This is a genomic window from Microbulbifer celer (genome assembly GCF_020991125.1).
Taxonomy (GTDB): domain Bacteria; phylum Pseudomonadota; class Gammaproteobacteria; order Pseudomonadales; family Cellvibrionaceae; genus Microbulbifer; species Microbulbifer celer.
Window position 1 is genome coordinate 3114632 of sequence record NZ_CP087715.1, and the last position, 22635, is coordinate 3137266.

Here is a 22635-nt window from a genome sequence, read left to right on the forward strand (position 1 = left end):
TCCGAAATCGAAACATGGCACCGCTCCCTGTAATTATTCTTGACGCAGTTCTCATTAAATACTACTAGCACCCCCCCACTGTCGCTGCCGGATTTTTCCCGCATTTTTTTCCAAACAACCCAGAAGTGAGACATTAATCACACAAATGGCGCATGAATGAACACTGCAATCTGTGCATATCCGACACAATTTAGCAGGTGCTTCCCATTTCATCGCGGCTATAGCGCGAAACATTTCGCTTCTGCTACTGTCGGAGACCACACAGTCTGTGGGTTACACTGAACAGAGCGCCGAAATCAACGGGAGGAGTCCTCACATGGGCGGCACGATTCGCGATTGGCTGATTGCTTTACTGGTTACAGCAGCCGTAGCCTTTGGTATCTACTGGTTTGCGGTCAGGGATGCCCCCGAGCCAGATGTACCGGCGCCGGTTACAGAGCCGGCACCAGAGCCCGACCCCAGTGTCGACCTCGACGAACCGAAAGAACCGGAAATCCCCCCGGCTCCCGAGCCCACCGAGCCGGAAGACCCACCGCGTGAACTGCCGGCACTCAATGAGAGCGATAAGGAAGCCCGCGCAGATATCATCAGCCTGTCTTCCGATGGTGCCTTGGCCAAGTGGATCGTGTCGGATGAGGTCGTGCGCAAATGGGTCGCTGCAGTCAATACCGCCACCCGCGGTGAGCTGATGCACAAGAACCGGCCGTTTACCAACCTGAAAGGCGAAATCGCGGTCAAAGACCTGGAAAGCCGCAACGACGGCACCAAGGTTTTCGTGCTGTCACAGGAAAACTACCAGCGCTATGACCAGCCAGTGAGGTTGTTCGCCATGGTGGATACCGATACTGCGGTCAAGCTGTATCAGTTCTGGTATCCGCGTCTGAAACAGGCCTATGGAGAGCTCGGCCTCAAGAACAAAAACTTCCACGCGGCGCTACTCGCCGCCATCGATCAGGTGTTGGCCGCGCCGGAAGTGGAAGGCCCGATCAAACTGGTACAGCCTACGGTGTACTACAAATTCGAAGATGAAAAGCTGGAAAAAATGCCCGGCCTGCACAAGCTGATGATTCGCATCGGGCCGGATAATGCGGCGCGGGTGAAGGAGAAGTTGCGGGAGCTGAAAGCAGCCCTACAAACCCTCCCCAGCCAGTAGAAAACCTCCCAACGAACAGAGCCCCGGATTTCCGGGGCTCTGTTTCCCCTCCCTGGGTCAGACGACGCCCCCACTCCAATGGCTTTCCGGCAAACTGTTCACCCCCAGGTAACGGGCGATATCGCCAAATAACTGGTGTGTACCGTAAATCCGCTGGCCGTTGTTAACCCCGTCACCGCAGTTGATGATACGACCCATCTGTAGCGCACCGCCGGCACCACCGGCGAGGGTGACGGCACCAGCTGCACCGCCGTGTTTGGAGCCGTCGCCCACTTCGCTGAACATCACTACCAATGTGTCATCCAGCAGTCCGCTATCGTCCAGTCTCTGCAGGGTGTAGGCGAGCAGGGAGTGGTACCAGCGGACCTGGGCGGTATGCGGTACATCCCCCGGGCGGTGCGAGGCGCTGTGACTGGCGAATTCGTTGTACCAGCGGGTAATACCGCTTACCGGGTCGCCATCACTGGTGCTCTGAATACCCTGGCTGATGGCCTCCTGGGCCATCTGCCAACATTCATCGTAGGCATAGTTCACCAGATTGCCGTTCTCGTCGCCTTTGGACAGTTGCAGGGTCGCGACTTTGTGTAGACCGCAGGTGAAGGCACCCACAATATTGTCTACCTGCGCCCGCGCCAGGTGCGGGAACATCTGCCATTCTGTCGGCGTGAGCTGGCTGGTAGACGCGTAGTAGGGATCACTCATCACATTGGTATTGAAAGTGCACTGCCCCACCTGGTTACTGGCGAGATCCCGCAATCGTTTGAGTGCGTTTTCATGCAGGGTCAGTTTGTCTCTGCGGGCGGCATCCAGGGTCGCATTGGCCAGGCTGTCAAAATCATTCAATACCGCCTCGTAATAGGCCTGCTTCTCACCGTTGCCGTCGCCACTGCCTCCGCCTTCAATACCTACCGCAAGTTTCTGTGCGGCATCGGCGGGGTCGTTGTTAGGAATCGGTCGCTCATTACTTGCGTAGCCACGGGGTTTGGAGATCATGATGTCCGAGCGGCTGCCGGTACGTACCCCCAGATTCAACACGCCCTCATTGCCCAGCTGCTCGGCTATCAAATGGTCGATACTGGCGCTCTCGCGGCTGATCTGATTGTTGCCAGTGAGGATGCCGCGCATATCGTTGTAGTGCGCGCCGGCACCGTCACCAATATCCAGGGTGAGGTTCTGCAGTACGATCATGCGATTGTGCCAGGACGCCAGCGGGCCGAGCCCAAAGCTCAGTGCCTGGCTGCCACCAATGGTCCCCGGCCCCTGTTGCGGCAACCAGTTATAGGGCACTACTCCGTTGGGGTAGTACAGAAACAGTACCCGCTGGGCCCTGTCAGCCTGTGCCAGCACTTTCTGGCCGAGCATGTTGCCCGCCAGTGGCAACAGCACTCCGGCCTGCGCCATGCGTAGCAGGAACTTCCTGCGCGACTGGCTGGTGGATTCCTTGACGGTGGGAAGGCGGAATTGATTCAACAGTTTCATTATTATGCTCTCCTGTTTCAGCGACGCAGGGTGAATGTGTCGGACAAGACCAGGGTGCGCAACATGGATTGCATGCCGCCACCATTGCGCAGGTCTTCGCTTACCGCATGGATGATCAGGTCGTCACTGGCGCTCTCTTCCCGACCGACAACGTACCGATAAAACTGCCGCGCGAAACAGGCTTCTCCCTGATCACTGCCGGCAATGAGGTTTGCCAGTTCCGGAACCGAGTAGAAGTCGTAACTGGAGCTGGTGGGGTCGAGTACCGTGGCCGGGGTATACAGGCTTTTGATACTGCCGCTGTCATCAATCTCCCGCTCTTCACCTGTGCCGATGGTTTCGATGGTGCGATACAGCGCATCGCTGCCGAAGCCTTCAAAACCAAACCCGACGCCGTCGATAAACTGATGACAGGCCGCACAGGCGGGGTCGGAAGTATGCCGGGCCGTCGCTTCGCGGTTGCTGTCGGTCTCTTCAAACACCACATTGAAGTCGGCCGCAGCCGGCGGCGGAAACTCCTGACACATCAGTACTTCGCGCACGTAGACACCGCGCTTGATCGGCGCCGGGTTGACGGTGCTGGTGCGCGAGGCAAGGAAACTGCCGTGCCCCAGCAGGCCGCTGCCGCTGCGCGGGTCGCCCACCGGAAAATTGCGCATCATCCAGCCACTACCACCACTGTTGTCGAGCCCGTAATGGACAGCCAGCACGTCGTTGGCCCAGGTGGAGTTGGCACTGAGTAGCGTGCTGTAAGCCGCATCGCTGCGGATATGCTCCAGCACAAAGCCCACCGTCTCTTCCTTGAATGCCGCAATCAATTCCGGGCTGTCGATGGCCGGGAACGGATACTGATTGTTGATCAGCCATCCGTCGATAAACCGGCGCAGACCGCGCTCTGCACGGGGATCTGCCAGCAATCGGTCAACCTGTGCCGCCACGTCAAAGTTTTCTTCGGTGGCCGCGAGCAGCAGGGTATCGTCCGGTGTGGTGCCCCAGAAGGTGTAGGACAACAGCGTGGCAATCTCGTAATTGGTCAGACGATACAGGCCCGTTTCACCATCCAGTACACCCAGCTCCGAGCGATACATAAAGTGGGGTGACATCAGCATGGCCTGCAGCAACAGGCGGCCATCGTCTTCGCTGCTGTAGAGTGGTGTGTAATTGCCAATTTCCGCAATGCTCAACGGGCGACGGAAAAGACGGAAGCCAAGGGTATCCACCACGCATTCGATTTCTGCACAGTCATTCACAAGATTCAGGAAACCGGACTGACTGATGGCCAGCTCCGCTACCTGTTCGGCCACCAGTTGATAACCAAGGGTGCGATCGTTGCCCGCCGTGAGGTAGGAAGCGGTATCGAAATTGCGATAGCGGCCATCCGCCGGTACCGGGCTCATCAGCGAAACATCAAAGTCGGTGGCGAAAATATCCCGCACACTGTTGAGATATTCATCCCGCGTCAGCAGGCGCAGGTTGCGCCGGTCCAGGTTGCTACCATCGCAGGTGCTGTCATTACAGGTGCCGGTATTCCAGGCTTCATCCACAATCAGCCGCGCGGTTTCGTACGCACAGGCGCCGGGCTGGTCGCCGACACAACTGGCGGCCGCATCCATGGGCATAAAGTCCTCGATGTATTGGGTCAGGTCGGCGAGCTGCCAGTTACTGCCGGAGCCGGCCAACGCCTGGGCAACCGCACCCTGCCCCTGGTCGCCGTGACAGCTGGCACACTGGGCGGCGTAAAAATTCTGGCCCGCTTCGTATTCGTTGCTTGTGCTGGGGAACAGGGCCACCAGCGACAGATCGTGCTGCGGTATCAACAACTGTACCTGGGATTGGGACGGATCACCGACAATATACGGGGCTGCATCGCCGCTCCAGTTGGCAAATTCGGTGCCGAGCGGCGGCGTATCTGCGGTGACGGTAATCACGCTGCCGATGGGATAGTCGCGGCCACCATCGGTGGTGGTACCACCGATCACAGACACCCGCGAAGTCTCGCCGCCAATCGGACCTTCCGTTTCCCAGGGCTCCCAGGTGCCGCCGACAAGACTCGAGGATTGCGTGATATCGCGATGGTCTCCGGTCTGTTGGCCGTCTCCGCTGTTGAACAGCAGGTTGATCTGTCCCTGGTGGAGCTCTTCCTCTTCCACGGTATGGCGCCACCAGCCTTCCCGATCCGGGCCCGACATCAACCGCCCCGGCCATTCGGTAACAGCCTGATCCTGGCCATCCACCGTCACCCACAAATGCACGAATACCTGGTCCCAGTTATCGGGATTATCGAAGCGCACGGAAATCCCTGAACCAGCTTCAGTGAGACTGACGGCCGCCGAAAACTCGCCGACCTCCGCCCGCACTGAGACATCACCGCTACCGGTACGGCTTACGAGACCATTCTGATCTACAGTGGCAGGGCCACTCTCCACAACCCAGGTCACCTGTCCGAAAAGATTCTGCCGCGTACCATCTGCGCGCAAACCATAGGCTGCCAACTGACGACTGCTGTCGAGCGGCAAACCCTGTGGCGCGATTTCGATGTCGGTAATACCGGTATCCACAGTGGTGACAGAAATTGCCAGGGTTTCGCCAAACCCATTTTGCTGTACCGTCACCGAGGCACTGCCGGGGTCGCCGGCGCGCAGGGTAAATTGCCCGGTGCCCACCGCCTCGACGGCAATGACTGCACTGTCGCTGGAGGCGACACTGGGCGTACCGGAAACCGCGGTGGTAAAGCCGTTATCAAATTCGGCCTGTACGGCAATCGTCAGCGTATCGCCGCTGTTGAGACGATCACCGCCTGCCTGCAATGCAATACCGGTTTGTTGTGCGTCGACCGCCTCAATCCAATCGCGGAAAAGCGCCTCCGCCACCGGATTGGTGTAACGGGTGCCTTTCGGCATACGGTTGTTGTCGGTGGTCTGGTAGATATAGATCAGACTGTTGGCGTGATCGAACGGTCGCAAGCGGGCGGTGCCGGCAACGGTCTCGACACCCAGCAGGCGCGTCTCTTCCAGCGGCGTGTCGTAGCGTAGGTCCATAAAACCACTGGCGTGGCAGTGCGAGCAGTTGGTATCGAGGTAGGATCGCGCACGCGTATTCAGATCGGCGGTTTCGTCATTGGTGGCGACAAACTGCCCGTGATTTTGTGCAGCGCCGATATCCCCCGCAAACAACTGGATGTTATTGAACACATCCAGCTGGTTGGCAATCGACTGTGGAGATTCACCGTACTGGAAATCCCGGTTCAGCTGCCGGGTATGTACCGCCAGGGGCTCGCGACTACCACTGCCGATATGGCAGGACCCGCAATCAGCCGCTGACTGCACGGCGCGCTCGCGGTTTTCGATCCCCCCGTCCATTACCGTCATGGTTTCCGTCACCAGATCGGCATCTTCACCGGTGCTGTTCCAATAGTAGTTAGCCGCCTGCCATTTGCCGCTGTCCTGCCGGAAAAGGACCGATGTGGTAAACGGTTTGTTCAGGTTTTCCAAAGTGGCAATACTCTGATGTTTTACCAGCACGGTGCCCACCGGCAGATCCCAATTATCGATATCGTCAAAATTGATCTGTGTGTCATTCGGCAACGCGATAAAGTGCCGCACACCGGCGCCGTCAAACCACCCTTCGGTGTTGAGGCTATATTCCAGAACACCGCTGACGGGCGTCAGGTTTTCCAGGTCGGAGAAGATCCCGGTCTGCGACAGTTTTGCAGGAATAACTGCGGTAGCCGTATCCTCATCAACGATCTTATAGATTGTGGACTGCCCGCCGTACTCCACACCGTAGGTGGAAACCAGCAGTGTCTCGCCACTCAAGTCGGTGCCAAAAGACGCAATGTTTTCCGGGAAAGTATCACTGATCAGCGACTTGGCTTCGCCATCCACAATGGACCAGATGCGCTTGGTCACGTAGTCGCCGAAAACGAAATTACCGGTAAGCCCGGGCAGTGCACCGCCCCGATAGACCAGGCCACCAATAATGGAAAAACCGGTGGGATGCGCATAGCCATCCCGGGGGGGCTCGAAATCGGTACTGCAGTTTTTACCCGGGTCTCCCCCCAGGTCGCCGCGGTTGGTGGTGCCTTCGCATACCGGCCAGCCGTAGTTTTTTCCTTTCTCGATCAGGTTGACCTCTTCGAATCCCGCCTGCCCCACTTCGGTTTCCCACAGGGTGTAGGGCGCCTCGGTATCAAAGCTCCAGCGCCACGGGTTGCGGTGGCCGTAAGACCAGATTTCCTCACGAAAACCGGGCACACCCACAAACGGATTGTCCGCGGGAATTTCGTAGTACTTTCCATCGATCGGCTGCGCCAGCGGCTTGATACGGATGAAAGTACCAAGCAGGTTGTCGGTTTCCTGCGCGCCGTTATTGGTGCGCGGATCTTCCGGATAAGACATGGTGGCACTGTGACCGTAAGCGCCGTCGCCGATACTCAGGTACAGGTAGTTGTCTTCCGGGTGGAACTGCATCATGCCGCCCTTGTGGTCCGGGCCTCGCTGTGGAACCCGCAACAGTTCCGTTCGCGATCCGGTCACGACCCGGGATGGATTATCCGGATCATCAACGGTCCAGCGCTCAAGAATGGCATCGCCATAACTGCCATCCGGTGCGCGTTCGTTATCGTCGGTACCGTGGATGTAATAAATATAGATATAACCGTTGCTGGCGAACGCCGGATCGAAGGCCATGCTGAGCAGTCCCTGCTCGTGATAGTTGCGCACTTCATTATTAATATTCAGCAGCGTCTGCACTTCGCCCGGGGCCACATCCTCGCGATTTGGGAAAGTGAAAATGGAGCCGGTTTTATCCACCACGTACAGCAGGTCGTTCACGCCATCCGGTACCACCATCACCGGAGACATAAACAGTCCCTGCAGATTGGGGTAGGCGATTTCAAACCGGTAGCTGCCGCCGGACACGTTGCCGGAGATGGGGAAGTTCAGCGGTTGCTTCAGCAGCGGGCGGGTGGTTGGGGGCTGATCTTCCTCCGGCTCCTGATCCAGACCACAGGCCTGTGCCGGCTGCCATTGATGGGCAATATAGCAGGGCGCGCCCGCGTACAGCAGGTTCTGAGTCTGAGCCGTACCATTGTCATTAAAGATGACATTGAGCGACCCGGGCATGAAACCATCCAGATGACCGGAGAAGTCATAGCAATAAAAGCCGTCCCTTTCGGTCATCGACTCGCCGGGCCAATTGGGCAGGTTATTAAAACCGGTGGAGGGATCGGGGTTCCAGAAATAGATATGTGGATTCGCGTAGTTTTGTGCATTGTCGAAGCACAGAGTGTGACCCGCCCCCACCGGTGGATCGACAATTTCCGTTACCCTTATCTCTTTGCTCGTATCGTCAAATGCAATCCGATAGCGCCCGTTTTGCATTGAATAATCTCCAGCCGGATAGGCCTCATTCCAGTTCTGGAAACGGCTGATTTTGAAGCGGGGACTGGGATCATCAAATGTCTGCTCAGTGGCCCAGACACCGGTTTCGGCATCGTAAGCCATGGCGGTGGCTCCCCATTCGTTCGGGGTACCGCGGAACCAGGCTTCGGACCAGTTTTGTGCCAACACTGGAAATGGCAGCACCAATACCACTGCAAGTACCGGCAACAGAAAATTTCTCAGGCATACGGAATCGGCAGAGACCTTGTCTCCGACCGCATTGGGGGCAGATATCATCGCTATGCTCCGGTCGTTATTTTTATCCGGACGACTGTCATGTCGGCTCAACATTCAGTCTTTATTTTGTTATCAACTGAATACAACGCAGCTGTTCATTTTCGTGCGCGAACCGCATAGGCGCAGGTTCAAGTTACCGGGTTCCCAGGGAATTACCTCATCCTTCCCGGGGGCTTAGTCCGCAAAAGCGCCACTCCTGGAAAGTTCCGGTAAATTTCGGGCAAAAAAAACCGGTATCACGCAAAAGCGGATACCGGCAAACCTTTCGACGAGAAAGAGGGGTCGCACGCAGCCAATTGCTGCCTCATCCATAGCTCAATAAGCGAACAGAAAGCCTATTGGTCCAAGAATTAAAATATCGGTACAGTTACTATCGGGCACTCAACTGCGACGATTGCTCAACACCCAACAGCAGGGTGTCAAATTTGGTGTCGAACGAAAGAGTGCCATCTTCTACCCGGGCCTCAACGCCAGAATAGTAGTCCTTCACCAGAGCGCCCTCAGCGAAGACACCAGCAGCAGTCAGGGATTTCTCACCTTTCGGCATATCCAGCGCCACCATCACCCGGTCATCTTCCAGGGTGCGGGTAAATACATACGGCTTTTCGTTCAGTTGTTTGTGCACACCGGCGCCCACGGCCATATGGGACTGACGAAACTGACCCAGTTTTTGCCAGTGCTGGAGGATTTCCTGAGTCTGCGTCTGTTGCAGAGACGCCCAGTCCATAGGGACACGCATGGACGCATCGCCATAAGCCTGGTCATCAATCATCGGGCGGGCAACTTCATCGCCGTAATAAATCTGCGCAGCACCGGGCGCAAGCATCAGTTTCAAGGCAGCAGTCTTCACCTGCTTGCGTTCACGGTCGAAAGAGTTCTGGTCGTCATGAGAGCCCAGATAATTCAGCACCGAAACATCTTTCAAGGCGCCCTCATGCAGGGTATTGGAGTACTCGCGGAAGATACTTTCCATATCCTGGGTAGCGTGTGCAGCGAACCCCATATTGATCAGGCTATCGAAGCCATAGTTGAAGAAGTCCACTTTGCGATCGCCATAGTCATAGAAACGGCCATCGCTGCTGGCGAAATCATTCACCCCGTAGTGGTAAACCTCTCCCACCATAAAGAAGTCACGATCGTCGAGCTTTTGGCCCTGATTACGCGCTTTCCAGTCCGACAACGCGATACTGGCCTCCTTCTTCAGTACCGCCCAGATTTCCGGCTCCACGTGTTTGACCGTGTCTACACGGAAACCGTCCACACCGTATTCCCGCACCCAATCGGTCAGCCATTTGACGATGTAGTACTTGGGCGCGCGCGGATAGCCGGTACGCTCGAAAAAGGCATCCAGCTCTGCCACTTCCTGCTCAAGGCGACCTTCGCGCTGCCATTTCTCGGTAAGCTGTGGTGGAAGCTCAACCGGCTTTTCACTTTCAGTGAGGATGTCCGGCAGGTTTTCGGTGAGAGCGCACTCTACATTCTGCTCAAAGCTGCTCCAGTCACACTGGGGATTGGTGCGAACCCAGTCCGACGGCCACAGGGGGTCTTCGCTGGTGACCGGGCCGGTGTGATTGATGATCACGTCCAGCAGGATACGCACGCCTTTGCTGTGAGCGACCTCCACCAGTTCCGCCAGATCTGATTCGGTACCGAAGTTGGCATCTACCGCAGTCCAGTCTTTCGGCCAGTAGCCGTGAAACGCGTAGGTTCGCTTGTCCCCTTCATCGTAGCCGTGCACATTCTCGACAATGGGAGACATCCAGATGGCATCCACTCCGAGATCGGAGAAGTAGCCCTCTTCCAGCTTCTGGATGACACCGCGCAGGTCTCCCCCCTTGAAACCGCGCAGGTGCGCTGCATCATCTTTGCGGCCATAGGAAAGATCGTTGTCCGGGTTGCCGTTATGGAAGCGGTCCGGGAGCATGAAATAGATGGTGGCGTTGTTCCAGAAAGGGTCACGGGCGGCATCCTTGACCTCGGTCAATACTGCAGTTTCGCTCGTCTGCGATGATGCAGCGGCATCCGGAGCGGCTACCGGGCGCTCGGATTGATCCACTCGCGCATCGTCGCCACAGGCCGTTAAGGCCAGGGCGGCTGCAGAAATCCATGCTGTCAGGCCGGCTGTTTTTTTCATTATCTTCTCTCGGTCGTTATCCAACGGTCATCACTGCAGGCTACTTTACCCGGCTGCCACGCACTTTCATCCTCCTGCCCAGGGGCGTAGATGGAAGGGGAGCAGATGAAAAAAGCAACATCCGGTGATAACCTTGACTGCCAAGTCGATGAGAGGCACCGCAGGCGGTTTGTGCGGTCCAGAGAGAAAAACACTGACTGAATGGAAGAACCATAAAACCTGAAGGAGTGACCATGCAGGACAAACCGGTCGTATTCGTCGTAGTCGACCCTAACGATGACAAACATGTAGCCCTGGAGCGGGCCCTGACTACCGCCCGCGAGCGCAATCCCCAACCGAAACTTGCGGTCTTCGTCGCCGTTGATGGCGAGGCAGTGGACACCCGCGCGGTGAATGATCACCTGTTCCGGGACGAGTTCTGGTTCCGCGACCAGATCCGCACCCCGATCGAAGAAGCGGGCGTGGAATTTGAAATTACCGTGTGCTGGTCCAGTGACTGGCAGGCGGCAATTATTCAGGAGTCTAAACGCTGCAACGCAGAGATGATTTACCTGCCAGTGCACGCTCGCACTAGTAGCCGCCGGTTCACCTTTGCCGAGTCTAAATGGCAGGTACTAAAGCAGGCCCGCTGCCCGGTAGTTCTGATCCGCCCCGGCGCCAAAGACCGTCGCAAGGTGGTGCTGGCCACGGTCAACTACCAGGCCCAGACCAGTCAGCAACGCCAGCTCAACCGCCAGATCACCGCCCGCGCCAATTATATCGCCGAGGTTTACGGTGCCGAGCTGCACCTGGTCAATGCCTATCTGGACTCCATGCGCTACCCCGATCGCGGCGCCCTGGCCAAGCTCGCCGACAAGACCGGTGTACCCACCGACCGCATTCATGTAAAGCAGGGCTACACCAACGAAGTGGTGGCCGAGATTGCTCTGGAAGTCGACGCCGATGTGGTGGTGATGGGCACCCTCAACCAGCACGGTGAGACCGGCTCACTGCTGCGGGGTAATACTGCGGAGCGGGTGATTGGTTCGCTGGATACGGATGTGATGGTTTGTAACGCGTTCACCACTACCGAACACTGACGCAGAATTTTGATCGGTAACGGTATGGCCAAAAAAAAGGGACTGAAAATTCAGTCCCTTTTTGCTGCTGAGGTTAGCCCTCGGTTCAGCCTCCTATATCGACCGAGTCAATTTCCTCATAGAAGACATCGCGCTGATTGTTCAGGTCCATCTGGTAAAGGACACCGATGTGACCACTCTGCAGCAGCTGTATATCCGGACCAAATGGTATCCCGTCAATTACCGTTTTCGGACCTGAGAAGTTTCCAGAATCGAGCAAATAACTGTATCGCAATACGCCACTGCTCTCGTAGAAAAATACCGGCTTACCGTCAATTTCCCGCAACCTTGGCATCATATGCAGGTGCGGGTGCGGACTGATCAGATGCTTTTCATTCCAGTTCTCCAGATCATCCGATTCAGCGATCACCAATTGATTCTTCGAGTAGGAAACAAACCCCAGATAGTATTTGCCAGTTGAGGCTTGCAGCAGTGTTGAGTCGAAGTCCCAATCAGTACCGCTGGATACCTTTGCCGGCGTACTCCAGCTTTGTAGATCACTACTGGATGTCACGTAAACATCGATATTGTAGTCATCATCCTGAGGTGACTCGGCCAGTGAATAACTGACAATATAGGTGCCGTCACTCGCCTCGATCAGCGACTCCGCATGCAACAGGTTCCAGTCACACTCCGTCTCATCGCAGCCGGCAAAGTTGGTATTTACAGTAAGCGCTGTTTTCAGCCAGTCTTGGCCGTCGTCTGTCTCGTAGATACAGGCGCCTCCGCTGTCACAGTGACCAAGTATCAGCACCTTTCCAAATCGGTTTTCGATCATCACCGGATTGCCGTAGATATACTCCGGCAGCGTTGCAAAAGTCTCCCAGGTCTGGCCACTATCTACTGATCGGGTAAGGTAAGTATCGTCCTCTGAGACCAGTGCCACCAACTCACCATTATCGCGCTGCACAAAGGCCGCATTGTGTGGATAGATCGTACTATTGGTGACGTAATGACCCCGGGGTGTATCCAGTTCATAACTACAGGGCGGCTCTGCGCAGGTAGACGTGAAATAAATACTCTGCTCTACCTGGTCCCCATTATATTCTTCCTCACAGACACTGGGGCTTTCAGAGCAGTAGAGGGCCAGCTCGGTACGAAATTCGCCCGGTTTGGCTGGTGCCCAGTACTCTATCTCCCAAACGTTACCGGCATAGTCGTACTCCGCGTTATACACGCCCTCGACAGGATATTCGGACATGTGGTTTTCGGGGTTTTCCAGATCATAGGTATAGAACTGTATATGCCAACCGTCTTCGGGGTCTGCCGGGTTGAAATCGGGATCAAAACCTCGTGCGCGCAGGGTGATCGTTTCGCCCTGGAAGTAAACCTCACTCTGGCCGACGATATGGATTCGATCTTCAGTATCTGGAACGGTGTCATTGTCGTCGTCGGGATCTGCATTGTCCCCCAGACCATCACCGTCAAAATCCATGCTCTCCGCATCATCTAGCGGAAAGGCATCCTGGCTGTCGACCACCCCATCGTTGTCATCGTCAGGATCGACAACATTATCGAGGCCATCGCCATCGGCGTCACCCGCGACATCAGAATCCAGCGGCGCCGTATCGGCGTTGTCTGGAGTACCATCATTGTCGTCATCTTCATCGACAATATTGCCGATGCCATCGCCATCGGTGTCTTCCCACTCATCGGGATCATACGGCAGGTCGTCATCCTCGTCGGCGTAGCCGTCGTTATCGTCGTCACCATCATGGATGTTATCGATGCCATCCAGGTCGACGTCACCACTGCGCTCCGGGTCGTAGGGAAACTCGTCCCACTCATCCGGAATGCCGTCGTTGTCGTCATCTGCGTCGGAGTGATTGCCAATGCCATCCTCATCGATATCAATTTTCTCTGAATTTTTCAGCGTCAGGGAAAAATGTTCTCTGGCAGACTCCTCTTCCACGAGCGCTCCTAACCCGGCGGCGGAGAGAAAGGCTGTGACTTTATGATCCGTAGCGAAGGCAAGCGGATCCTGATCAAAATCGACCAACGTCAGCCCGGACTTGTCGATAATTTCCGCGGTATCGTCACGCAACATGATGCGTGTTTCGATATCCCCGTCATCGTCCAGGCTCTGCACAATACGCAGAAAGTTCACAACTCGACGATCGTTGATATCGCGTGTATCAAACAATGACAGCGGGGTAAGTGCGGGCTTCGCGGCAATGGAAGCAAATGTGAGAGCCCCTAATGAAAAGGAAACCGTATCCGAGGGCTCATAGGTAAACCGGCCCTCACCATCGGTAACCCCTTGTTGCCCGGACCCCGTACTGTAGCTGAGCCCCGCTATCGGGCTATCAAAAAATATACCCGTAAGTAAATCCGGTGACGGTACTGGCGGGTTAGCGACATCACCACTCGAGCCTGAGGAGCCAGAACCAGAACCGCCACCACAGGCCGCCAGTAGAAGGCTCAACGCGGCCACAGGCCAACCTCTTCCCTGCCGTAAGGAAAATTTATTCATTTTATTATCCATCAACTGATCAAGAAGCGGCCCTACCCGCGTCATTCCGTGAGAAGTTCAGGGCCGAAGAGCCAATATACTCCCCCGCATATTGCACCGCAATAAACTCAAACCGAACCTGACTTAAGCGGGATCAGCCACCTTTTACCTACAGCTGCTGTGGCGCGCAAAAGATACCTGCCCCCCCGGTGATGTCGTACCGGACTAAACATCTCCACTGGCGATAACCAGCTTCCAGGTCGTCCCATCCATAACCGCTAGAGCTGCGGAATTGGGATGCTGTACGGCATAGCCACGGTGTGCGAAGAGTTGCACATAGTTATCGAAAGCCTGCCTGAGAATAATTCTGAAGACCACAAAAAAGGCCCCTGCAATACGGAATCGCAAGGGCCTTTAGCTGTGAGGCTAGACTGACAGAGGGTAATTACAGCTCGTAACTGAAGCCCAGCAGATAGGTTTTGCCGTAGCTCTGGTAGTCGCGTACCTGGAGCTCATTGTCACCACTCAGGGTAGTGAACGGCTCATCGGTCAGGTTGACGCCCTGCAGGTAAACAGACAGCCCCTCGAGGCCGCCGATACCCGCGTCGGCAAAGTCATAACCGATCTGCGCATCGACGATGGTTTCACCCAGCACGTCGACCTGTTCGGTGTTGAAGCCGAGGCCGTAAACCTCACCCTTGAAGTCAGAGCGCTTGCGCACACTGGTGCGGGCAGAGAAGCCGTGGTTGTCGTAGTAGACGGTCATGCTCTGGATGCTGTCAGACAGGCCCGGCAGCTCGTACTCGTTGCCGTTCTGGTCTTCGACATCGGAGCTGACGCCGGTGTGGCTGGCAATCAGGCCAAAGCCGTCGAGGCTTTCACTGAACAGGTTGAACGGCAGAGTAGCGGACAGCTCGTAACCTTGCAGGGTACCGCCGCCGGCATTGATCTTACCGTACGCAGTCGCGGAAGAGTTCGCGGGCACTTCACCGGTATTCGGATCGGCTACACCGACGAGGTCAACATTGTAGTTGTCATCGAAGTGCCAGTTACTCAGGTCTTTCCAGAACAGCGCCACAGAGAAGTAACCTTCATCGCTGAAGTAGTTCTCGTAGGAAAGGTCTACACCTACCGCTTCTTTCGGTTCCAGCGTCGGGTTACCACCGCTGATGTTCCAGTGGTTGCCGTTTTCGTCGGGAGTCTGGTTGTAATTCACTTCCAGAGACGCATTCATTTCGTCCATGCGCGCGCGGGAGAAGGTTTTGGCGGCACCGAAACGCAGGGTCTGCTGCTCGTCAATTTCCAGCGCCAGGTTCAGGCTTGGCAGCAGGCGACCGTAGTCGTGACTCAGACTTGTGGGCGTAGCGACCACCAGGTCGTCGATAACCTGTCCGGCGTAACCCTCGGATTCCTGTTCGGTGTATACGTAGCGCAGGCCGGCGTTACCAGAAAGCGGCAGGCCAGCCACTTCGGTAGCGAAGTCCGCCTGTACGAACGCTGCGGTGACCGCCTCACTCACGGAGTAGGATTTGGTCAGGTGCCCAATACCGGTGAGGGATTCATCCAGCAGGTCGTAGTAGCCGTCGTTCAGCAGTCCCTTGGCATTGTATGCGACCATGTCGCCCATGCCGATAAAGTCGAGGGAGGCGCTGCCCAGGCGATATTCTTCCGGCACTTCCAGCATGCCCGCAGACTCGCCATCGAAGTTGGCCAGAGTCATGTAGTAGCCGCCGGACTGTTTGGTCTTTTCACGGTCGCGGTAAGATACGCCGTAACTGATCTCTTCCACTACACCCAGCTCTACCAGCTGCTTTGCCGCCAGTTTGATGGTGGTGAGCTCGTCATCAATCGAAGGGGTATTCAGGAATCCATCTTGCGCGGCATTGTAGTAGTCGTCGCCTTCTACTTGGCCGTACTTCTCATTCAAGGCCGTACTCGCACCCCAGGACAACGGTCCACCCAACTGGATAAGACCGAAGTCACTGTAATCCAGGCCGTGGGTGAATTTGGCGCCGGTATTGCCGCCGTCGAAGGTGTAGGTCAGGTTGTCTGCAATACCTTCATTGTCACCGCGGCCGGTACCGGAGTAGCTTTCGAAGCTCCAGATATCGCGTTCTACGGCGGAGTGGCTGGCATCAAACTCCAGCTGCAGGGTGTCACTGAAATCGTACTTGGTGTTGAAGCCGAAGGAGGTCATTTCCGCGGCGCGGGTTTCCAGGTCGTTACGTACCACAACGCGCTGGCCTTCGGTGGAAGCGCTGGTCAGGAAGCCGGTTGAAGGATCCGCACCAGACAGGTCTGCGGACAGATTGCCCTGACCCCAGGCAAAAGGAATTTCGATACCGCGCAGAATTTTTTCATCGTTGAAGTCGACATACAGGGCATCGAAGGTGGTGTGCAGTTTGTCGTTCGGCTGCAGTTCAACCACCAGCATGGCGCTATCGCGCTCGAGCACGGAGGAGCGCACAAACGGCTTGGCGCCACCGAGAATGGAGTAGTTCTCACCGTCGACTTCAAACTCCGGGTAACCCCAGGTGTTCCAGCGCTCTTCCTGGTTCGGAGAGCTCATGGTGTTGTAAGCGAAGGCCACACCGATGGTATCGTCGGCAAACTGGTCGATATAGGAGAAGGTGCCGCGATGGCCCTGGTCTTCACCGTCCGGGTTCAGCTTGTCGAAGCTGGTCTGCTCCAGCTGGCCATTGAACTGGATTACGCGCTCGCCGCGCTCCAGGGGCTTGACGGTCTGCATGTCGATTACGCCCGCAATACCTTCGGCCTCGATGTTGGCCTGCGGGGTTTTGTAGACGGTCACACCGCTCATGATCTCGGAAGGGTACAGGTCGAACTCCACCCCGCGGTTGTCGGAGATGGATACCTGTTCACGGCCGTTGAAGGTGGTGGCACTTTCGTTTTCACCGAAGCCGCGAATGGTGACGCGGCTGGCGCGACCGTCCAGACGCTGGGTAGCCAGGCCCGGCAGGCGGGAGATGGCTTCAGCGATGGAGGAGTCGGGCAGTTTGCCGATATCTTCGGCGGAAATGGCTTCAACAACCGCCTTGGCATCGCGCTTGGTGTCGATGGAGTCCATCACACTCTTGCGGAAACCGGTTACGGTCAGCTCTTCCAGCTGGGTGCTGCCTTCGTCCTGGGCCATCACACCAACGGATGTAGCGGATGCAGCAATAGCGACGGACAGCAGTGCTGGCCGAAAACCTCTTTTAGTCAGACTCATCATCTTCTCCCTTGGACTTATCGTTATGGTGAGTGCTTGCATCCTATTGCGGCCCACAGTCCTTGGCCTCCACCCCCGAGGGGGGAGGAGGGGGAGGAGATACCGGGTACGAGGAGAAGAGACCCGGCTCAGTCACCTGGCGGCAATTATACCGACTGGCTAATTTTTATCCATTCCAACGCAAAACCGGCGCCATCAGGCGCCGATTCGGGGAGCGCTACAACCTCGCAAAAAATGCAAGGTAGTAGAATCGTGATCAGTATTCGAGCCAGGCGGCAGCGCCGATCAGCGCAGGGTAACCGGCCTTCAGCACCTCTACCCGTACGCCCTGCAGCCAGTCGCCTAGGCGGCCTTTGGTGACAAAGCGCTGCTCGAACTCACTTTCCGGCAGCAGGGATTCGATACGGGGCAGTACGCCGCCGCCGAGGAAGATTCCGCCGCGGGCCACATAGTAGAGCGCCGCATCGCCGGCGGCACTGCCGAGGAAATTGAGAAAGTCGATCAGCGTCTCACGGCACAGGGGATCGCTACCGTCGAGGCCGCGACCGCTGACATCCGGCGGCGTGAGTTCTTCCGGCTGACGGCCGTGCAGGGCACAGACTGCCCGGTACAGGTTGACCAGGCCGCCACCACTCAGCACGTACTCGTTATAGACCGGTAGCTGGGTGCGGGCGAGAATCTGCAGCAGCTCCAACTCGCGCTCACTGCCGGCGGAAAGATTGGCGTGCCCGCCCTCCCCCGGCACCACGCGGTAACGGCCGGCTTCGTGAATGATCGCCGCCACACCGAGACCGGTGCCCGGGCCGAGCACCGCCATACAGCCGTTGTGCTGGGGCGGCACATCCCGCAGGGCCCACTTGTCCTCTCCGGTAAGCCGCGGCAGTGACAGCGCCAGGGCGGCAAAGTCGTTCACCACCCGCGCCCGATCCAGCCCCAGGTCAGAGCACAACTTTTCCGCGCGAATATCCCACCCGAGGTTGGTCATGGTCACACGCCCCCCCTGCGGGGTCGCCTCTACCGGCCCGGCGACGGCAATACAGGCCGCGCGCGGACGCTCTTCCAGAGTTTCGACCCACTGCCCGAGCGCAGAATAGAAATCCGGATATTTGGCGCAGTTCACCACCTGAATATGCTCGAGACGGTAGCCCCCGTCGCGCGGGTGGGCAACGGCGAAACGGGCGTTGGTACCGCCGATATCCGCAACGATTCTGGTCATGGTGCTTTCCTTAATTAAACCTGTTCGCTTCACTTCTGACTATTCTGACCGGCCCTACACCCGACTCCCGGAAGAGTTCTCAGGCAGAGGCATGGAAAGAGTCCCGGAAAAAACGGCGGTATAAGGTAATGATTTGCCGACAAAAACTCCAGCCCTCCCCCTGCTTTACGGTCACAAATCGCGAAGGATGAGCAGGTAACTCAACCAATAGCATTTCGCAGTGAGCAATAGCGGGAAAGCCGCTGACAGTATGAAGACGGACGGGAGGCCAGCGGACGCCCTCACCGCCCCCAATAATTGCGCCCACCCGGTATTCCCCCGTGTCAGGGTAGGTGTCGCCCAGGCAAAAAAAAAGCCGGTACAACAGCACTGTACCGGCCCAGCTAAAACGGGTTTGCCCACTAGCGGGAGAAGAGAGATGATGTCGGGAACCTTCGTCGCGCCCTGCCGAGAAGGTCAGAGCCGAATGGTGCAGGGGCGGTGGCCGTGCACCCGAAGGTATGAACCGATGGTGCGCAGTATCCGCAGATCCCCCAGTGCGGTCGCCCCACTTTAGGGGAAAGAGCAAACTGGGCTGTGCCACCTCCTTCGGGAAGGCATATCTCCTGGGTGTATTTCGGGGCTCATTTTCTTTTCCGCGGATCTTTCGGGCCCCGGTGTTACGGGCTCTCCAGTCACATTCACCCACGTCGCCAGACACTGGGACACAAGCGGCAGACATTGCTCATCCCGTCCCGCTTCAGGCTCCTACCCGGGTGGGTTTTCTCTTATAATCGCCTCATTACAAAACTCTAATAAGAACCATAAAAAAGACACTCAAGCGATGACCCGATGAAACAATACATTTTCAATATTCACGACGTGGTGCTGTTGATGACTGCGGCAGAATGCCTGCTACTGGCGGTCTTCCAGTCCATTCTGCCCACACGCGCGCGACACGACGGCAGATTGCTGAGCGCCTTTCTGCTGATTATTGCCGTGGCCTCCGCCTGCACGCTGATCCTGTGGAACGACCAATTCTCGCTCGCCCCCTGGTTTGAACAGACGCTGCTGCCCTACCTGCTGTACAGCGCACTGCTACTCAAGGGGCCCGCAATCTATCTGTATGTCTGCTCGCTGACACAACGGAAGCTGACATTAGATCGACGCCTTGCCATACACCTGCTGCCAGCGCTGCTGGGCCTGGCCTGTATAGCGGTATTCGGAATTTCCAGCAGTGATCTGCGACTTGCAACGGACACCGAACAGTCACTCCCCACCCTGGCCATCGAGTTCATCTGGGATCTCGCGTCATTGGTACCATTTGTGTATGCTGCCGCATCCTTGGTTCAGATTCGCCGCTACCGGATCGCACTCAAGGATGAGTACTCACACTATTCCGAGGTGGAGCTGACGTGGCTGTCGGCACTGGCCTGGGGGGTCTTCATCTCCTGGGGATGGACCATGGTGGTGCACGTAGTAGCAAAGTTCTCCAGTGATATTGTCGCTGACTATATGGGCATCGCTGACAATTACCTGGCCTTTATCCTGATCAACGCCTTCTTTGCGTACAGTCTGACCTACGCCCATCAACTTCTGGATACCAAGCCAGAAGAGGAGACCCACGAGACTGTCAGCGAAGAGGCGCCCTCGGAGCCGGCCATCACCAAGGTGCGCCACGCGATGGACGTGGACAAGATCTATCTGAAGAAGAACCTGAACCTGGAGCAGTTCTCCGAGCGCATCGACCTGCCGCCGAAAGAAGTCTCCGGGGTGATCAACAAACACTTCGGTACCAACTTTTTCGAGTTCGTGAACAGCTATCGGGTGGAGGCCGCCAAGACCCTGCTGGCAGATCCGGAGAAAGCGGATATGACGGTACTCGACGTGCTGCTGGAATCCGGCTTCAACAGTAAATCCGCCTTCCACCGTTTCTTCAGCCGTCTGGTCGGCATGTCGCCCACGGAATACCGCAAGCAGGCGCTGGCAGCCGAAGCCTCCAGCTGACATTCAACCTGGATGGGTGCCCTCTAGGGCGCCCGGTCGAGATCGGCCAGGCGCTGCGCCTCGGCACTCCCCAACACCTCGCTGCGTGCGTCGAAGATCGCAGCTTCCGTGGCGCCCGACGCACGCATCCGCGCAACTTTCGCCTCCAGCACCTTGCCTGCCAGCGGCGAGTCCATTCTGCTTGTCACGTGATTGAACTCTTCCCGTAGTACCGCCAGCTGTTGCGCCCGCTGTTCCGCTGTCAGCTCACGATTTTGCGCTACCGCCAACGCAGTTGCCATGTACGGCAGCTGGGCTTCCTCTTCAGCAAACAGCTTGTTCACCACTTCCGGCGCAAAGTAACTGCGACGTATTTTTTTTATCTCGGCGTACTGTTCGGACTGAAACGCCACCCCATTTACCTCCTCGGCACCCGCTGTCATCGCCAGCTGAAAGTCCTGCTCTGCCCGACGGAAATCAAAGTAATTCCGGGCCAACGCCATCAGCTGGTTGGCTACAGTTTCCGGTAGTGACGCTTCCAGCACCGTTCGCAATGTGACCATGGTGTCCGCGCTGGCAGAACCCTCCAGCTGAGTATGGAATTCTTTTAATGCGGCCAGCGTATTCCGATCCATCAACAAGTTACCATCGTGATCGAAGCTGAGCAGGAGCAAAGCATCAATAATGGCGACCGCCTCAACCGGGGGTACCGCGATATTTTCGGGTGATGATTCAACGCCATCGACTGGTTCGGAGGCCACCTTCTGCTCCGGCAGGGCATGAGGCACTGAACGCATAGTTTTTCCTGATGCAGCGATTACATCTGGCGGTATTTCTGTATGCGGAGTTTTTACTTCCAGCGCAGGGTTTTCGTAGGGAAGAGCCGTCAACCAGACGGCAATCGCCACTGCCACCGCAACGATACCACCGAGAAAAAATCTGAAAATTTTTTCAATCGACTTTTTCATTTTCCTCCCTCTCAGGTAATCAACCCGCGATATCCACCCATCACAACCGACTTGAGACAAATTACCGGATTCAACAGTCAGCGCGCCAGTTGCAAATGAATGGATACAACGCCAGAAATACAGCAGAAGACAGAAACAGGATTTTTTGGTGGGTTATGTACTATTGGGACTATCGACGAGCCGCCTATGATTTTCTCGCTCGCGGAGAAAATCTATACAAACTCAAATCCGGGAGCCCCGATAACCGAAAAATTCGGTTCAAGAATAATTGTAATAAAAGAGGCTACGACGATAATGAAGAGAAAACTGGTACAGAATTTACTCCCCACACTCGGGGTTTTACTGGGTGGGCTACTGGCTGCGACTGCGGTACAGGCACAAGGCTGCCCTTCTGATGCCATCTGTCGCGATGAATACTCCCCGGGCAACTACAGCGATAACGGCCCGTATGATTACGACAGTTACACCATGCCCTACTTGTCCACTCCCGGTGGCGCAACCGTTTACTATCCCACCGATGCGGCGCCGCCCTACTCCCTGCTTGTATTTACTCCGCCTTACACCGGCACCCAGCCCTGGTACCGGGACTGGGGTCCGTTCTTTGCGTCACACGGTATTGTAATGGTAACAATGGACACCCGTACCACCCTAGACAGCGTAGATTCCCGGGCTCGCCAGCAACAGGATGTGCTGGATGCAATGAAAGGGGAAAACACACGTTTCGGCAGCCCGCTACGCGGGCAACTGGACACGAGCCGTTTCGGTGCCACCGGCTGGTCCATGGGCGGCGGTGCCACCTGGATTTCATCAGCGGAGTATAGCGGCCTGAAAACCGCAATGTCTTTTGCAGGGCACAATCTTACCGCCGTCGACAGCGATTCCAGTGGCCGCAATACCCGTATCCCCACCATTCTGTTCAATGGTGCACTGGATACGACTTACCTCGGTGGCCTCGGACAGAGTGATGGGGTATATCGCAATATTCCCTGGGGCGTACCCAAGCTGTTCTACGAAGTTTCCAATGTGGGGCACTTTGACTGGGGTGGTCCGGAAGATGCCAACCGCTATGTAGGGCAGCTGGCACTGGCGTTCCAGAAGACCTTTCTCGACGGGGATACGCGCTGGGCGCAGTACCTGGATCGCCCACCGTTCTACGTCGCCACCTTTGAAAGCGCCAACATCCCCGACTGATTACAGGGTTTCCGGTTGGTATTTATTACCGGGCGAGTACGACACTTTC

General features: G+C 56.6%; 11 protein-coding genes. 4 read left to right on the forward strand and 7 right to left on the reverse strand.

Annotated features, from left to right (window positions below; genetic code table 11):
* Nucleotides 1-316 precede the first annotated feature (316 nt).
* The gene (locus LPW13_RS12995) at nt 317-1153 is read left to right on the forward strand and encodes a DUF3014 domain-containing protein (protein ID WP_230435986.1); all 837 of its coding nucleotides are present in this window, start codon (nt 317-319) and stop codon (nt 1151-1153) included.
* 57 nt (nt 1154-1210) lie between these two features.
* On the opposite strand, the gene LPW13_RS13000 is transcribed toward LPW13_RS12995, so the two are convergent.
* From LPW13_RS13000 to LPW13_RS13010, 3 genes are all read right to left on the reverse strand, one after another.
* Nucleotides 1211-2632 carry a DUF1552 domain-containing protein gene (locus LPW13_RS13000; protein ID WP_230435987.1) on the reverse strand — a complete coding sequence of 474 codons (1422 nt, stop codon included), beginning with the start codon at nt 2630-2632 and terminating at the stop codon, nt 1211-1213.
* Between the two features lie 17 nt (nt 2633-2649).
* Nucleotides 2650-8310: a PQQ-dependent sugar dehydrogenase gene (locus tag LPW13_RS13005; protein WP_230435988.1), complete on the reverse strand. Its 5661-nt coding sequence runs from the start codon at nt 8308-8310 to the stop codon at nt 2650-2652.
* Between the two features lie 370 nt (nt 8311-8680).
* Complete coding sequence (locus LPW13_RS13010) at nt 8681-10444, reverse strand: alpha-amylase family glycosyl hydrolase (RefSeq protein WP_230435989.1); 1764 nt, start codon at nt 10442-10444, stop codon at nt 8681-8683.
* 233 nt (nt 10445-10677) lie between these two features.
* Between LPW13_RS13010 and LPW13_RS13015 the strand changes: the two genes are divergently transcribed.
* Complete coding sequence (locus LPW13_RS13015; RefSeq protein ID WP_230435990.1) at nt 10678-11523, forward strand: universal stress protein; 846 nt, start codon at nt 10678-10680, stop codon at nt 11521-11523.
* A gap of 85 nt (nt 11524-11608) precedes the next feature.
* Here the strand turns inward: LPW13_RS13015 and LPW13_RS13020 are convergent, their stop codons facing one another.
* The 3 genes from LPW13_RS13020 to glk all read right to left on the reverse strand — a co-directional run bounded on the left by LPW13_RS13020 (nt 11609) and on the right by glk (nt 18462).
* Nucleotides 11609-14035, reverse strand: coding sequence for a sialidase family protein (locus LPW13_RS13020; RefSeq protein ID WP_230435991.1), 2427 nt, complete (start codon nt 14033-14035; stop codon nt 11609-11611).
* A 424-nt stretch (nt 14036-14459) separates the two neighbouring features.
* A complete protein-coding gene (locus LPW13_RS13025) occupies nt 14460-17249 on the reverse strand; it encodes a TonB-dependent receptor (RefSeq protein ID WP_230435992.1) in 2790 nt (929 codons plus the stop codon).
* 253 nt (nt 17250-17502) lie between these two features.
* The gene (glk, locus tag LPW13_RS13030; RefSeq protein ID WP_230435993.1) at nt 17503-18462 is read right to left on the reverse strand and encodes a glucokinase; all 960 of its coding nucleotides are present in this window, start codon (nt 18460-18462) and stop codon (nt 17503-17505) included.
* An 831-nt stretch (nt 18463-19293) separates the two neighbouring features.
* Here glk and LPW13_RS13035 point away from each other — a divergent pair.
* On the forward strand, nt 19294-20448 hold the full coding sequence (locus tag LPW13_RS13035; protein ID WP_230435994.1) for a helix-turn-helix domain-containing protein: 1155 nt from the start codon (nt 19294-19296) through the stop codon (nt 20446-20448).
* Between the two features lie 23 nt (nt 20449-20471).
* Here LPW13_RS13035 and LPW13_RS13040 read toward each other — a convergent pair whose 3' ends face one another.
* On the reverse strand, nt 20472-21224 hold the full coding sequence (locus tag LPW13_RS13040; RefSeq protein ID WP_230435996.1) for a lipase chaperone: 753 nt from the start codon (nt 21222-21224) through the stop codon (nt 20472-20474).
* Between the two features lie 465 nt (nt 21225-21689).
* On the opposite strand from LPW13_RS13040, the gene LPW13_RS13045 reads away from it, so the two are divergent.
* The gene (locus LPW13_RS13045) at nt 21690-22586 is read left to right on the forward strand and encodes a dienelactone hydrolase family protein (RefSeq protein WP_230435998.1); all 897 of its coding nucleotides are present in this window, start codon (nt 21690-21692) and stop codon (nt 22584-22586) included.
* Nucleotides 22587-22635: the final 49 nt, after the last annotated feature.

Bases quoted from the DNA above. Each gene is read 5' to 3' on its own strand.
- LPW13_RS12995 (WP_230435986.1), top strand. From the start codon at position 317: ATGGGCGGCACGATTCGCGATTGGCTGATTGCTTTACTGGTTACAGCA.
- LPW13_RS13000 (WP_230435987.1), bottom strand. From the start codon at position 2,632: ATGAAACTGTTGAATCAATTCCGCCTTCCCACCGTCAAGGAATCCACC.
- LPW13_RS13005 (WP_230435988.1), bottom strand. From the start codon at position 8,310: ATGATATCTGCCCCCAATGCGGTCGGAGACAAGGTCTCTGCCGATTCC.
- LPW13_RS13010 (WP_230435989.1), bottom strand. From the start codon at position 10,444: ATGAAAAAAACAGCCGGCCTGACAGCATGGATTTCTGCAGCCGCCCTG.
- LPW13_RS13015 (WP_230435990.1), top strand. From the start codon at position 10,678: ATGCAGGACAAACCGGTCGTATTCGTCGTAGTCGACCCTAACGATGAC.
- LPW13_RS13020 (WP_230435991.1), bottom strand. From the start codon at position 14,035: ATGAATAAATTTTCCTTACGGCAGGGAAGAGGTTGGCCTGTGGCCGCG.
- LPW13_RS13025 (WP_230435992.1), bottom strand. From the start codon at position 17,249: ATGATGAGTCTGACTAAAAGAGGTTTTCGGCCAGCACTGCTGTCCGTC.
- glk (WP_230435993.1), bottom strand. From the start codon at position 18,462: ATGACCAGAATCGTTGCGGATATCGGCGGTACCAACGCCCGTTTCGCC.
- LPW13_RS13035 (WP_230435994.1), top strand. From the start codon at position 19,294: ATGAAACAATACATTTTCAATATTCACGACGTGGTGCTGTTGATGACT.
- LPW13_RS13040 (WP_230435996.1), bottom strand. From the start codon at position 21,224: ATGCGTTCAGTGCCTCATGCCCTGCCGGAGCAGAAGGTGGCCTCCGAA.
- LPW13_RS13045 (WP_230435998.1), top strand. From the start codon at position 21,690: ATGAAGAGAAAACTGGTACAGAATTTACTCCCCACACTCGGGGTTTTA.